Raw genomic sequence first — 13,381 nt, 5'->3', positions numbered from 1 at the left:
CGCTCCAATCGATTCTATTTCGGGATGATTTCAAATAGCCGGGTTTCGTGCAGCTTCATGCGGATAGTAAATTCCGCTGTATCGCTTCTAATTAGCTCTCCGTTCATCGCGTCGCGCACTTCGTGCGGCTCGGTCAGGTACAAGGTTTTGAAGCCCGGCGTCGAGGCGTGGATACAGAGATAGGAAGCGCTTGCATATATGACGTCGTCCGTATGCGAATAAAGGTGAACGCCCTCTCGAAAGGCGATCGCACGCAACAACGATGAGGGCAGATCCGGGGCGGACGAGAAATAACGGGTGGCTCCGCCGGTCGTTTTGGCGGCAAGGCCGCAGTCGTCCGTTCCCCGAATTCGGCCTAGAGCTACCGCTTCCGGATCGTCGACGGCCCAGATCGGATCAATCGGCGTACGCAGCCCGTAATCGTTGAATTCCGACGGCAGATTTGGGAAAAAGCGATCTGCCTCGGGATGGCTCTCAACGACGGCATGCGGATGGTTCGTGGAGGCAAGCCGCTTCAGTCGAAATCCGGTCCAACGGTTTATCTTGTCTTCCTCGCAAGCTTGGATGTCTTTCGCAACGAATGCGGTTGCATACGTCCAAATGATACACTTTCCTTGTTGGGCAATGCTCTCAGCCGCTTGCTCGAATTCCGGGGAAACGAGCATCGTATTCAGAAATAGATAGATTTTATAGTTCTGTTCACTAGCCGCGGCTAAGTCCGAAATATCGTAAATATGATAGGGTGCCCCCATCAACCCAAGACCCTGGCGCTGCAGGTAAGTCCAAGCGTTCGCCAGGCCCGTACCCGGCCGAAGATAGGCATAGGCTTTCTCGTCCAAAATTACGGCGATTTCCGCGCGAAACTTTCGATCCGGAAGGATCAAAGAGCTTTCCCCGATGCGCTGAAACCGCGCCATCATCGCCATGATCGCCGGATCGGCGAACCAACCGCCCCACATGTCGAACCACCACTGTCCTACTCCGGCCGTTAAGCATTTTCCGAAATTCTTAAGCAGCAGATCGAGAGAGGCTTGGAGCGTCGCAGGCCCTTCCCATACGCCTCCCTCGTATTTCCCCGGCGGGCAGATCGAGGGCCGGGCCTCGCGCAGCGGACGCGTGAGGAACGTGCGCGTATCGCATTCCACCCATAACATTTTACCATGCAAAGCGATAGATTCGGCGACGGACATAAACGGCCAATCGATACCGGGCCGCCTGACTCCGAGATAGCTGTTCGGGCTGCTGAAGAAATCGATGGACGGCTCGCGCAGCAAGCTCCGCAGATCGTGATGGCCCGCGCGCGGATCGGTGATCTCCAGCGAATAGCCGTAGAAGACGCCTACGATCAGCCGATCGTTCAGTTGACGCTTGACCAGCCGGGCGAAATAAGCGATCGCGTCCGCGACCACTTCGCCGAGAAACAGCCGGTGATCGATGAGCAGAACCTCCTCAGCCGGACTTAGCAGGGCGCTTTGTTCGTCAGCGTCCGGAAGGGTCAATGCCGCGATAAGTTCTTCATCGGTATGCACAGTCCTTTCCCCATGCCGCTCGCGTCTCCACGCTCGGAAAGCCTCAAGCGCATGTGAACTGAAATCCGCGTTCGGCCAGCCGTGATACGCCCATTCCTCGGTTCCTCCCGCCGCGATCTGGTACCCGATAATGTGCCGATGATACTCGCTCTGCTCGAGATAACGGATGATTTTCGTCAAGGCGGCGCCTGTGTCCTCCCTCCACCGTTCGGAAACGAACGATTGCCTTCGCTTAACGCCGTTCGCTAACCGGTTTAGTTCATCGGGGTACTTTTCGTCCCACCATTCGGGCATGTCCAGATCGATTCGCGGAAAGATAAGCGCCTCCGGATTCGCTGCCAGTACCTGCCTAAGATCGTCCTCCAATGGCCAGAAATTCAATTCCTCCTCGCAGTCCCATAGCCCCGTGCGAAACGGGCCGATACCGGAATCCGTATTGATTCCTCTGCCTGCGAGATACACTGGAACGGAATAGATGCGGATACCCGCCGAAGCAAAATCCTCATAACGTGCCCGATCGTCCAGGTAAGAAACGTAAGCATTGGCGTACAACGGCTCTCCGTTCACAAACAACGTCGGAACGCCGCCGAGTCTTTTGATTTCCGTATACATTCGTCGCTTCTCCTCCTTGAGCGGCCCGTGTTTTCCGAACCGATGAATCTCTTCCCCTGCTTCTGAAGAAATGTAACACCCTTCGATCTGCCTATCAACCTAGCATTTCAACCGATTACCCTATAGAATACACCGATTTTCAGCCTTCCTCGATCCGGAAGGACTTCTTCAAAGATTGACAGCCCTTGATGAATTCGGCATAATAAAGGAAATAAAGTCGAGGAAGCACCTCCCAAAGCCGGACACGTTCACGTGTTTCTTTGCGGGGTGCTTTTTGATTAGGAGACGGAGGCGGGAAAATGAAGAAGAAAACGTACGAGGAATTGGTGAAGGAGTCGCCCGTTACCTACGAGATGTACGCGAATATGGAGGACGACGGCAATCGTTACGAGATTTCGGACGGCGTGCTGGAGCTGATGAGTCCTTCTCCTCTATTTATTCATCAATTCATCTGCCATAAGATGCAAGTCATGCTTGACGGTAGCTGCCAAAACGAGTTTATCATTCTGGCCGCCCCGCTCGATGTGATTCTCTCGGACACCGAGGTTCGGCAGCCCGATCTCGTCATGGTCCATCTGAGCCGTACGCACATTATTAGCAAAAGAGGCATTAAAGGCGCTCCCGGCCTCGTCGCAATCTGCCCGTTCCGCCGGATCAGTTGACATAGCCGACTGGCAACGCCGACTCCGAGTTTCCCAAGTAAGAAAGGAAGGATTCAAATGGAAAAAAACAAAAAAGCGACAGACAAAGTGAAGGAGCAGCCGGCAACTTACGAGACTTATGCGGCATTGCCCGACGACGGGAACCGTTACGAGGTCATCGACGGAGTGCTGGAGCTGATGTCTCCCAGTCCGACGGCCTCCCATCAGTCTATTGCGTCGGATCTTTGCTTTGAGTTAAAACAAAGCTGCAAATCGGATTACCTGATCTACGTTGCGCCGCTAGATGTTATCTTGAGCAACACGAACGTCGTGCAGCCCGACGCGATCATGATCCACCGCAGCCGAAAACACATTGTCACTTCCCGAGGGATAGAGGGTCCGCCGGATCTGGCCGTAGAGGTTCTCTCTCCAAGCTCGCAAAAGCGGGATAGACTGAAGAAGAGGGCCGTATACGAGAAACACGGCGTCCCGGAATATTGGATCATCGATCCCGAAGCCCGGACGTTGGAGCAGTTTCACTTGGACGAACGCGGGAAGTATGAGCTAACCCAACTGTACGAAAATGACGAGCAGGTCGTCTCAAATAGGCTTCCTTGCGTCTCCTTCGAGGTCAGCCGGCTTTTCGGCGATGTGCTGCAGTAGCGATAGCTCAATTACAAAATCGGAGAAAGCAGACGCGACACCGACTCTTTGATCCGAATCCTTCTGGAGCGCTGTCCGTACTGTTCCAGCGTCAGCGCTTCGGACACGTTGATGTCCTCTCTGAACGCATCCGCCAGCTTGCCGGAAACCTCCTTGTCGTAGAGGAAGGCGTTCACTTCGAAATTCAGCTTAAAGCTTCTTACGTCCATGTTCGCCGTACCGACGGAAGCGATCTCCTCGTCCACGACGATCGTCTTAGCATGAATAAAACCGTTGCGGTACAAGTAAACGGAGACGCCCGCCTTGAGCATCACCCCGATATAAGACATAGTGGCCCAGTAAATAAACGGATGGTCCGGCTTGTCCGGAATCATGATACTGACCTGTACGCCTGACAATGCGGCAATGCGAAGCGCGTCCAAAAAGCCTGCATCCGGCACGAAGTAGGGCGTCTGAATGAGAATGGAATGCTTGGCGGAGGAGATCATTTTCACATATCCGTTCTTGATGTACTCCAGCTTCGACTCCGGGCCGCTGGCCACAATCTGCACTCCCGCCGTCCCGCTCTCCGCCTCCGACTCCGGGAACAGCTCCGTGCGGTAATGGACCTTATCGTGCGAGGCTTGATTCCAGTCCAGAATGAACCTCGCCTGCATCGCATGCACAGCTTCGCCCCGCATTCTCAAATGCGTATCCCGCCAATAGCCGAATTTCGGATCCAGGCCCAAATATTCGTCTCCTACATTAAAGCCGCCTACGTATCCGATTTTTCCGTCGATCACCACCAGCTTGCGATGATTTCGATAATTAAGCCGGAAATTAATCAACCTGAACTTGGACGGGAAAAACGCCACAGCAATTCCTCCCGCATCGCGAAACTCCTGCAGACTGCGACGGTTTAGCCTTCTTGAGCCTAGCTCGTCATACAGCAGCCGAACGGTTACCCCGGCCCGCGCCTTCTCCGCTAGCGCTCGGATCAGCCGGCCTCCCAAATCATCCTTCTGAATGATGTAATATTGAATGTGGATATGGTCCCTCGCCTCCGCAATATCCTGAAACAGTCGGTCGAATTTCTCCCTACCGTCCAGCAGCAGCTCCACTTCGTTATTTTCGGTATATAGCGCTTGCCTTGCTTTAAGATGCATCACGATTAAGTCCCGGTAATCGTTAGCCGCGGAATTGCGTATTTCATATTCCCCCGCGCCGACGCTGTTAAGCTGCTCTATGGCCGCCTCCCTCAGGCCGGTTCGGTCGATCTCCTTCCACTCGAACAGCCGGGTTTTTCGATAATTTTGCGCAAAAAACAAATATAGCACAAACCCCAGCAGCGGGATAAAATAAAGCACGAGCAGCCAAGCCCACGTCGAGCCGATATCTCTTCTCTCGCGAAAGATGATCACCGTCGCAAGAGTCATATTCAATACCAAAATTGCAGTTAATAACCATGAAAGCACATTCATGTGGATAACCTCCGCGTCCCAACCTGCCGCAAATGCGGTCTTAATCGATATTAACAGTTACACTGGGGGAATATCTAGAATTTTCGTTTGTCCACATAGTTATCAACAAAATAGCCCACATATCCACAGACATTTCCACAGTTTACACACAGTTAACACTCGGTTTATGCACAGAAACTATACTTAACATGTTATCCGCCTATCCCATCAATCGTCCGCACTTCGCCTGTTCACAATGCCGCTTTTTTGGAGAAACGGGACTCCAAATGGTATATTATACATATCAAGCTCAAAAGGAACGGGATCGCCATGATATTTCAACGAAACGAAACGTTTAGGGGCTACTTGAAGGCTTATCCGGTAACTTCCTTCATTTTGGCCATGAATTTGGTCGTTTTTCTGCTGGACCATTGGATGCTCGACAGAATGCTGTCGGAGTGGGGCATCTTCTATCAAGATCCTGATGTCGATCAATACGGTCGCTATGGCCTGGGCGAGCCCTGGAGATACGTCACCTCCATCGCGCTCCATGCCAATTGGGAGCATCTGCTGTTCAACAGCTTCTCCATTCTGATCTTTGCTCCTCCGTTGGAACGATTGCTGGGCCATTTCCGTTACATCGTCTATTATCTCTTGGCCGGAATCGCGGGCAATGCGCTAACGGCTATCGTCAACGCCGGTTCCGTATACGGCTCTCTCGGAGCGTCGGGCGCGATCTACGGCCTGTTCGGCGCTTATCTGTTTCTTGCGATTTTTCGCAAATTCGCTTTGGACGAAGCCACCCGCAAAACGATCTTTATTTCGATCGCATTCGGCGTGATCTATTCGATCATCCTCCCGAAAATCAACATTTGGGCTCATCTTGGGGGCGCGCTGGGTGGATTCGGGTTGATGGGACTATTCGTGGCGAGTAAAACGAAAAAATACAAGCGTGGAGTCTGACAAGTTGTGACAATTCGGTAGCGTTCGCCATTCGAGGGCGGAATGTCCGACGGATGCGGTTGAACAAATGTCGAATTATGCTAGAATATTGGTTGGCACTTTCTGGATGGACTATCTGCCGGAACGGATTATGACGAATTGAAAGGATTGCATTATGAGCCGTATCAACAATACGTTACGATTCTTCAAGGTTACGGGAGAACTGCGCAAGGATAAATGCGAATTCACGATCGATCCATGGAAACTGCTTCTGGAAACTCAACGCTACTACGAGATCAGACCCGAGAACGGCGCAGTAAAAAGGATTTACAAAGAAAAGCTCAATACGACGGTTGTCGAAACGAAACAATACGCGAACGGTATGCTGTGCTGCTCTGCCTTCTGCACGGAGGACCGCATCGAAGATCTGCAGCGCCTCATCCTCAATCAGCTACAGACGAGCGTCAAGACGTATATGGAGGATCTTAAGTTGAATCTTGTGGCTCTGAGCCGCTATTCGTCCGGGCTCTAGCCGTTACTTACTAATCCGGGAGGAATGAGCTTTGGAAATCATCTACCACGGACACTCTTGCATTCAGATCGTCACAGAAGGCAAGTCGCTGCTGTTCGACCCGTTCCTGAAAGGCAATCCCCTGGCGGTAACACAACCGGAAGACATCAAGACCGATTACATTCTGCTCACCCATGCGCACACCGATCATATTCTCGACGCGGAGCCGATTGCCAAGGCGAACGACGCCACCATCGTCGCTACCTTTGAGCTCGCTATGTACATGTCCCGTAAGCAGCTGAAAACGATCGACATGAATATCGGCGGCACGGTCGATTTAGGATTCGCCAAGGCGAAAATGATTCAGGCGTTCCACAGCTCCGGCATTTTCCTGGAGGAGGGCCAGATCATCTATGGCGGAATGCCGGCCGGCTTTATCGTGCAGGTAGAAGGTTTGACTCTGCTGCATGCCGGCGACACGGCTCTGTTTTCGGATATGAAAATGATCGGCGACAGGCATCCAATCGATATCGCTTTCCTGCCGATCGGCGATCACTATACGATGGGCCCGGACGATGCGCTCCAAGCAGCCGAATGGTTCGGCGCGAAGCTTGTCATCCCGGTACACTACAACTCGTTCCCTGCTATCCGCCAAGACTCCGATGATTTCGTACGGCGTCTGGAATCGCAGGGGCAGCGCGGACGCGTGCTCGCACCGGGCGAGAAGCTGGAGATTACGGCGGCTTCGCTGAAGAAGCTGGTTGCTCGAGACGGTAAATAAGCCTCGGCAGCGGAAGAGAACTCTGACTCCATGCAAGCAAAAACGCCTTCGGCGTACCGCGGGCGCTGAAGCAAAGAGTACTTTGCTCAAATCTGTAGGTGGGGTTGCTCGGCTCGATCCGCTCAGGGCGTGGACGACTTGTTAGTCTAAGGCGGAAAAGCCGTGTTAAAAGTGCTTACGCACTAGTTTTGGGGCGAATATGGCGGATTTTCCGCTTAAATTCCGCAAAATCGCTTATTCGGAAAAAATAAGCTGGGTTTTCCTTCTTAAATCGGCCGTTTTTGCTCATTCCGAAGATTTAAGACGGGTTTTCCGCTTTAACTTTCCGCTCGAGTAACCCCCCGTCCGTACGAAAAGAGACCTTGATCAATTACAAGGGCATTGAGGTATATACTCTGAATCAATCGAGTAGGAGGCTACTCATTAGTTGAGTAGACGACCTCTCACACCACCGTACGTACCGTTCGGTATACGGCGGTTCAACCGTTTGAGTGCACTTGACGTAAGCGCTCGTATTGCGCAGGGAAGTCATAATACCCTGCCTGTGCGAGCCTTTCGTTTGTTACAGAGCGATTCAGCACGGCGCTTCCGGCGATTCGCCAGTAGCCTAGCCTCGTGTTTCCCCATTGGTAAGCCTGCCATTCCGGTATCCCCAGCTTTCGCAGGTTCTGAACCTTCGTTCGAGGCCTCTTCCATTGTTTCCAGATGTACATCCGCATTCGTCTTCGCAGCCATTCGTTCCAGCCTTGCAGGATTCGCTTCATGTCCGCTACATAGAAATAGTCGATCCATCCCCGAATGTAGACCTTGACGTTCTCCATGACTTGCCGGGCATTTCTGCCTTGACTTCGACTCGTTAGCTCCTTCAACTTCTTCTTCGCCTTCGTCAGGGATTGACGGTGTACGCGTACATAGACGCCCTTTCCGTTCTTCCCCAACGCGAATCCCAGGAATTTGAAGTGTTTCTGCGCCACAACGCTGACCACCTTGCTCTTTTGCGTGTTCAATTGGAGCTTTAGCTTCTTCTCCAGATACCTCCGGCTAGATGCTAGCAGTCGCATGGCTGCTCGCTTGCTCTTCGCTAGCACCACGATGTCATCCGCGTAGCGAATGACCGTCACGCCTCGCTTCTCCATCTCCTGATCGTATTCGTTCAGATAGATGTTCGCTAAAAGCGGGGACAACGGTCCGCCTTGAGGCGATCCTTCCTCCGTTGCCCGACGTACCCCATCCTCCATGACTCCGCTTCTCAGGTACTTCTTGATCAGATCAATGATGCGTTTGTCCTGAATTTGCTTGCGAAGCATGTTTAAAAGAAGCTCGTGGTTCAGCGTGTCGAAGTATTTCGACAGGTCGATTTCGACCGCATGTCTGTAGCCCTGCTCCGCATATGCTTTCACTTTTCGAATCGCTTGTTGTGCACTTCGTCCCGGGCGGTAGCCGTAGCTCCCGTCCGCGAAGAGCGGCTCGAATAGCGGTTGCAGTTGCTGCGCGATCGCTTGCTGGATCACCCGATCGATGACGGTTGGGATACCCAGCTTTCTCATACCGCTTCCATCTGGTTTGGGGATCTCCTTGCGCCGCACCGGGCTTGGCTTGTAGCTTCCTTCTCGTATACTTTGCAAGAGTTCGTCTCTGTTTTCCCGCAACCAGGGTAATGCCGCCTCGACGGTCATTCCGTCTATTCCCGGCGCGCCATGGTTGCGTTTGACCTGTTTGTACGCCCGATTCAGATTGTCTCTGTTCAGAATACGTTCCATCAGGCCCTCTGCACCGTCTCTTTCCCTACCTTCCGAGCTTCGATGCTCCGCGCTCCTGCATACCCTTCGCGTTCCACGCTATCTCTTTGCCGGTAGCCCTTTCGGTATTCTGCTTTCATCACATCGATTCTCCTTTCGGTTTATACTCAAGACTTACGATTGTTCAGCCCTTCCGCTCGCCGCTGACACGGCTTGCGTACTATGGCCTCTGCTGACTTCTCACAGCAAGCTTTACTCCGTGTTTCGGATTTTTTTTTTCCTATTTCACGTCTGTGAGACCTCCCCGGGTAAGAGCGATAACTTTCCCCTCATCTATCTGCCACATCTACATGGTGAGATTCGGGCAGTATTGGACTTTGCTTTGTTAGGCAAGCTCGTCCGTCTCACCATGCCTTCTATGTGATTCCTGTTCGTCAGACCGACGGTTTGCCTCCGGCTTCCTTCAGATTCCACCTCGCGATGGACACCCTTGCCTTCGGCTAACAGTTCCTACTGCCAAGCCTGTAGCGGACTTTCACCGCCTAGTTATCGCCCATGCCGGGCGCACCCAAAAAAAGCCATTGTTTTGTTGTTTATGCCAACAAAAAAATGGCTTTTTCAGTGCTCGCCTTATGTTACAGCTCTCTCGGTCTGCCGAGAACGAATCGCCGTTCGAGTGTCGTTTACTCTACCCTTCCGTCCGGCGCAGAGCTTCCGCAAACAGCAGCAGCGTCAATCCTTGACCGTATACAGTAGGAAATATCGGAACCTTGTTGTACGCCGCTACACTTTCCAGCACCGGCGTTCCCCCGGAAGCTCCGCGAACGGCGCCATTGTCGCTTATGTACGCAACCATCGCCAAGACCGTCCGGTCTGCGCTCTCTTTCAAGGAGGCCGGGGCAAGTCCCATTCGAGCAGCCTTGTAAATGCCGCAGGCAATCCCCGCCGAGCCCGACGTTTCCTCATAAAAGTCGGGGCGATCCAGTACGGTAGGCCACAATCCGCTTGCATTTTGGCGCAGTGCAAGCGCGTCGATGAGTCGGCGGTACCTTATCTTAATCTCGGTCAGCATCTCGTTCTCGCCGACGTCGAAGCCGCAGCTTGCCAGCTCCTCCAGAATCATCGGAATCCCGCAAGCGTTCCAGGCATTCGCTCTGTTCCAGCGCGCAGCCGACATCCAGTCGCCCGCCTCGCAGTTCCATCCGTGGAAGAGCAAGCCCGTCTCCTCATCCTGCAAGGCGCGAAGATGCAGCAGCACTTGTCTCAACGCCTCGTCTGCCATCCGGTGATCCGACAGAAGCCGCGCGGCGCGGGCAAGAAACAGAACAGCCATGAAGATAGTATCGGCCCATATCTGTTCGCGGAACGAGGCCTTCTCCGTCACGGTATGCTCGAAGGCGCCGTTTCTCGTACGAGGGGACTGCGCCGCCATCCACTCCGCGATCTCTTTTGTTTTCTCCCTATAGTACGGATTGTTCTGCCTATCGTACAATTGCGGAAAGACGGCGAAAGGCGCCATTGCATTGATCACCCTGACAGCTTCGGACTGATCTCGATTTCGCGTTACCCAAGCCTCGACCTCGCCAATGACACGCTCCTCTCCCGCCGCTCTCCTGTATTCGGCTGCCGCAATAAGGCCGACCCCGGCATTCCAATCCCACCGATCGATATTCATCGCCCAGTCGATCCATTCATGATTGCCCCACTGCGTCCGTTCGCTGTACATCATATATTGATAGACTTGACGCGCCTTCTTCTCCAAGGTTTCTCTATTCATGCCAAGCTCCTCTCTCCCCATCCCCGTTACAATAGTTGGTTGCGATACTCCGTGGGCGTCAATCCGTAATGCTTTTTGAAGCTTTCTCGAAAATGATCCAAATCTGTATAGCCGATCCGGCCGCAAATCTCATTAATCCGATTCGCAGGATCTTTTAATAACCGGGCAGCTTCCTCCATCCGAAGTCGAATGATCAGATGGTTGATCGTCATACCCGTCACTTCTTTAACGAGCAGGTTCATATATTTCTCGCTTAGTCCGACGGCAGCAGCAACATCGGATAAGGCCAACTCCTTGCGCATATACTGCGCCTTCACATACTGTACAGCTTGCTCGACCAGCTTTTTCTTCTTCAAATTTCCGGACAATTCCCCGCCATGAAGAAGCTCGGACAGATTCGGCAGCTTATTCCTGGATACCCGCTCCGCCAAATCCAACTCTCGGCGTTCCTCCCGTTCTTTCTTCAGCGCTCGCACCGCGCGCGCCAGAACTTGCTCGATCTCGGCCGGGTCGATCGGTTTCAAGACGTAGTCGAGCACTTGAAGCTTCAAGGCCGTTCTTGCATGCTCGAATTCGTTCAGCCCGGATAGGATGATACAGCGAATATCGGGCTTGCGGGCTTGCAGCGCCTGAATCAGCTCCAGACCGTCCATCTTCGGCATTCCGATATCGGTTAAGATTAGGTCCGGCTCCTCCGCATCCAGACGGGCAAGCACCTCCTCTCCGTTGCTGAACGCACCGCTCATGACAATCCCCAAGCTATGCCAGTCTATAGCGTGTACCAGCGTTTCGCGTACGGTTTTTACATCCTCGGCAATAAACAGCTTATACATTCGCCAACTCCTCCTGACCCGGTATTCTCTCTGCTATACGGAAGGGCATCTCAATCTCGACGCAGGTTCCCGTATCTGTAGCGATGTATCGCAAGCCGTAAGCCTCTCCGCAATGCAATTGGATTCTCCGATGCACATTCAGCGTGCCGTAGCCGGATCGGACTCCGCCTGCTTTCCCGCCGGAAGCAATTCCCGGGTGATCGCGCAGCAGCCGATTCATCCTGACGGGGTCGCAGCCTTGTCCGTTATCTTCAACGCGCAGCACAAGCCCCTTATTTGTCCTGCCGGCCGTTATTCCGATGCGGCAATTCGAGACTTGGCCCGCAAACCCGTGCTTGATCGCGTTCTCCACGAGCGGCTGAAGGGATAAATGAACGACACTGGCCGCCATTAGCTCGTCCGGCACCTGAATATCCACTTGCAGGTTATCCATCATCATCTGCTGAATATGAAGATAAGCCTCTACCTGGTTCACCTCGTCCCTCAAGGAGATCCAAGCCTCTCCCCGGTTCAGACTATGGCGGAAAACATTGGCCAGCGAACGCACAATTTGGCTCGACTCCCGATCCCCGGCCATAATCGCGCGGCAATTGATCAGATCCAGCGTATTGTATAGAAAATGAGGGTTGATCTGAGCGTGCAGCAGCTCCAGTTGAAGCTGGCGGCGTTCCATTTCCTCGACGAAGGACTTCTCGATCAGCGCGTGCAGCGTAACGAGCATAGACGAAAATTTCTGACCCAGCTCGTCCACTTCGTAGATCCCCGAATTTTGTTCCGGCAGCGGCTCCTTAAATTCCAGCACCTCCGGACGATGCATCGCCGAGACAAGCCGCGTAATCGGAACGGTGACTTTGACGACGATTCTGCGAAGAATAACGCCTGCGACGAGCAGAGCGGCAATCGCCGTAGCCGCGCCAATCGCCGATATGGCGAACGTGTATTGAGTAAAATGACTTTCCGGCACAACCGTCAGCAGCTTCCAGCCATTCGTGAACGTATCGAACATGACGCGATGCTGCTCGCCGTCCACCTTCGCCACCTGCGATCCTTTAGCGCCTTCCAATTCGCGAATAAACGGCAATTCTCCCACCGATTCCAGGAAGCCGTACCGCTCGCTGTAGATGACCCGATTGTTTTCGTCCAGCAGGAGATGATAGCCCTTCTCCAATTGCGCATTCTCGAATACGCTGCGAATACTGCCCGTATCCGCGCCTACGATGACGACTCCGACGCTGCGGCCGTCTTTAATGCTCGTCTTTATTCTCGCGGAATAGATCATCGCAGAATTGGATTGTCCCGTCCGCTGCCCCCACCATTCCGTCTGCCGTGTCCCGCTCTTCAAGCTGTGATACCAGATTTGGTCTTGCAAATCTTCATATTTATAGATCCCGGGTATCGGATCGAAATGATCGGTTGCGATGCCGTATAACCCGCTTCCCGGCTCCAAGGCAATCGAGATGGCATAAGACTTCTGGGCCGTACTGCGCGAACCGGTATCATTCAGAAGAGATAGCAAGGACAAATTTTCCAGATTCGTCCGCAACGCGAAATAATCCCCGACCGCATCGTAAGCTTCCTCGTATCTGCGATCTAGCAACCCTTCAATAGAAGGATTGCTCAGAATAAAGCCTGCCACATTATTCATCGTTTCGAACTGATACCAGATGTTTCTGTAGACGAATTTCATCGACTGATTCGCCATATTTAACGTATGGTCATTCTGTACCCGAATAAGAATGTAACTGGCTGCCGTAGCGAAAAAAGCGATAATGATAACGATCAACGCAAATATAGGAAGACTGAGCCGCGATAGCAGCTTTGCATGACGTGCGATCATCCTGACCAGCCTCCTTCGCCAGATGCGATTGTAGGAGCCCCCACAGCCGACTCCGGCCGGATGAGGGGCTCCCTACT

General features: G+C 53.1%; 11 protein-coding genes. 5 read left to right on the top strand and 6 right to left on the bottom strand.

The features are described from left to right. Positions 1-14: 14 nt before the first annotated feature. Positions 15-2,141 carry an alpha-amylase family protein gene (locus tag J4772_RS26530; RefSeq protein ID WP_209072107.1) on the bottom strand — a complete coding sequence of 709 codons (2,127 nt, stop codon included), beginning with the start codon at positions 2,139-2,141 and terminating at the stop codon, positions 15-17. 299 nt (positions 2,142-2,440) lie between these two features. Between J4772_RS26530 and J4772_RS26525 the strand changes: the two genes are divergently transcribed. Together J4772_RS26525 and J4772_RS26520 are read left to right on the top strand one after the other, a co-directional pair. Continuing rightward, positions 2,441-2,803, top strand: coding sequence for a Uma2 family endonuclease (locus tag J4772_RS26525; protein ID WP_209072105.1), 363 nt, complete (start codon positions 2,441-2,443; stop codon positions 2,801-2,803). Between the two features lie 57 nt (positions 2,804-2,860). Beyond that, positions 2,861-3,445, top strand: a complete 585-nt coding sequence (locus tag J4772_RS26520) for a Uma2 family endonuclease (RefSeq protein ID WP_209072103.1) — start codon at positions 2,861-2,863, stop codon at positions 3,443-3,445. Positions 3,446-3,456: 11 nt separating this feature from the next. On the opposite strand, the gene cls is transcribed toward J4772_RS26520, so the two are convergent. Then, a complete protein-coding gene (gene cls / locus J4772_RS26515) occupies positions 3,457-4,905 on the bottom strand; it encodes a cardiolipin synthase (RefSeq protein WP_209072101.1) in 1,449 nt (482 codons plus the stop codon). Between the two features lie 309 nt (positions 4,906-5,214). Between cls and J4772_RS26510 the strand changes: the two genes are divergently transcribed. From J4772_RS26510 to J4772_RS26500, 3 genes are all read left to right on the top strand, one after another. Continuing rightward, positions 5,215-5,847 carry a rhomboid family intramembrane serine protease gene (locus J4772_RS26510; RefSeq protein ID WP_209072100.1) on the top strand — a complete coding sequence of 211 codons (633 nt, stop codon included), beginning with the start codon at positions 5,215-5,217 and terminating at the stop codon, positions 5,845-5,847. Positions 5,848-6,001: 154 nt separating this feature from the next. Next, positions 6,002-6,358 (top strand): hypothetical protein, encoded by a 357-nt coding sequence (locus J4772_RS26505; protein WP_209072098.1) that lies wholly within the window; start codon positions 6,002-6,004, stop codon positions 6,356-6,358. Between the two features lie 31 nt (positions 6,359-6,389). Next, positions 6,390-7,118, top strand: a complete 729-nt coding sequence (locus J4772_RS26500; protein WP_116064553.1) for a metal-dependent hydrolase — start codon at positions 6,390-6,392, stop codon at positions 7,116-7,118. 479 nt (positions 7,119-7,597) lie between these two features. Here J4772_RS26500 and ltrA read toward each other — a convergent pair whose 3' ends face one another. The 4 genes from ltrA to J4772_RS26480 all read right to left on the bottom strand — a co-directional run bounded on the left by ltrA (position 7,598) and on the right by J4772_RS26480 (position 13,304). Beyond that, positions 7,598-8,878 (bottom strand): group II intron reverse transcriptase/maturase, encoded by a 1,281-nt coding sequence (gene ltrA / locus J4772_RS26495; protein WP_209072097.1) that lies wholly within the window; start codon positions 8,876-8,878, stop codon positions 7,598-7,600. Between the two features lie 667 nt (positions 8,879-9,545). Beyond that, on the bottom strand, positions 9,546-10,634 hold the full coding sequence (locus tag J4772_RS26490; RefSeq protein WP_209072096.1) for a glycoside hydrolase family 88/105 protein: 1,089 nt from the start codon (positions 10,632-10,634) through the stop codon (positions 9,546-9,548). Between the two features lie 26 nt (positions 10,635-10,660). Beyond that, the gene (locus tag J4772_RS26485) at positions 10,661-11,467 is read right to left on the bottom strand and encodes a response regulator transcription factor (RefSeq protein WP_209072095.1); all 807 of its coding nucleotides are present in this window, start codon (positions 11,465-11,467) and stop codon (positions 10,661-10,663) included. Next, positions 11,460-13,304 carry a cache domain-containing sensor histidine kinase gene (locus J4772_RS26480; protein ID WP_209072094.1) on the bottom strand — a complete coding sequence of 615 codons (1,845 nt, stop codon included), beginning with the start codon at positions 13,302-13,304 and terminating at the stop codon, positions 11,460-11,462. The genes J4772_RS26485 and J4772_RS26480 overlap by 8 nt, the downstream gene beginning before the upstream one ends. Between the last annotated feature and the right edge of the window lie 77 nt (positions 13,305-13,381).

The sequence above is a fragment of the Cohnella sp. LGH genome (assembly GCF_017671885.1).
In the GTDB taxonomy this organism is placed as follows: domain Bacteria; phylum Bacillota; class Bacilli; order Paenibacillales; family Paenibacillaceae; genus Cohnella; species Cohnella phaseoli.
The sequence above is the reverse complement of the archived record's forward strand: the minus strand, read 5'-3'. Positions and strand labels throughout refer to the sequence as shown.

Bases quoted from the DNA above. Each gene is read 5' to 3' on its own strand.
- J4772_RS26510 (WP_209072100.1), top strand. From the start codon at position 5,215: ATGATATTTCAACGAAACGAAACGTTTAGGGGCTACTTGAAGGCTTAT.
- J4772_RS26490 (WP_209072096.1), bottom strand. From the start codon at position 10,634: ATGAATAGAGAAACCTTGGAGAAGAAGGCGCGTCAAGTCTATCAATAT.
- J4772_RS26525 (WP_209072105.1), top strand. From the start codon at position 2,441: ATGAAGAAGAAAACGTACGAGGAATTGGTGAAGGAGTCGCCCGTTACC.
- cls (WP_209072101.1), bottom strand. From the start codon at position 4,905: ATGAATGTGCTTTCATGGTTATTAACTGCAATTTTGGTATTGAATATG.
- J4772_RS26505 (WP_209072098.1), top strand. From the start codon at position 6,002: ATGAGCCGTATCAACAATACGTTACGATTCTTCAAGGTTACGGGAGAA.
- ltrA (WP_209072097.1), bottom strand. From the start codon at position 8,878: ATGGAACGTATTCTGAACAGAGACAATCTGAATCGGGCGTACAAACAG.
- J4772_RS26530 (WP_209072107.1), bottom strand. From the start codon at position 2,141: ATGTATACGGAAATCAAAAGACTCGGCGGCGTTCCGACGTTGTTTGTG.
- J4772_RS26485 (WP_209072095.1), bottom strand. From the start codon at position 11,467: ATGTATAAGCTGTTTATTGCCGAGGATGTAAAAACCGTACGCGAAACG.
- J4772_RS26480 (WP_209072094.1), bottom strand. From the start codon at position 13,304: ATGATCGCACGTCATGCAAAGCTGCTATCGCGGCTCAGTCTTCCTATA.
- J4772_RS26520 (WP_209072103.1), top strand. From the start codon at position 2,861: ATGGAAAAAAACAAAAAAGCGACAGACAAAGTGAAGGAGCAGCCGGCA.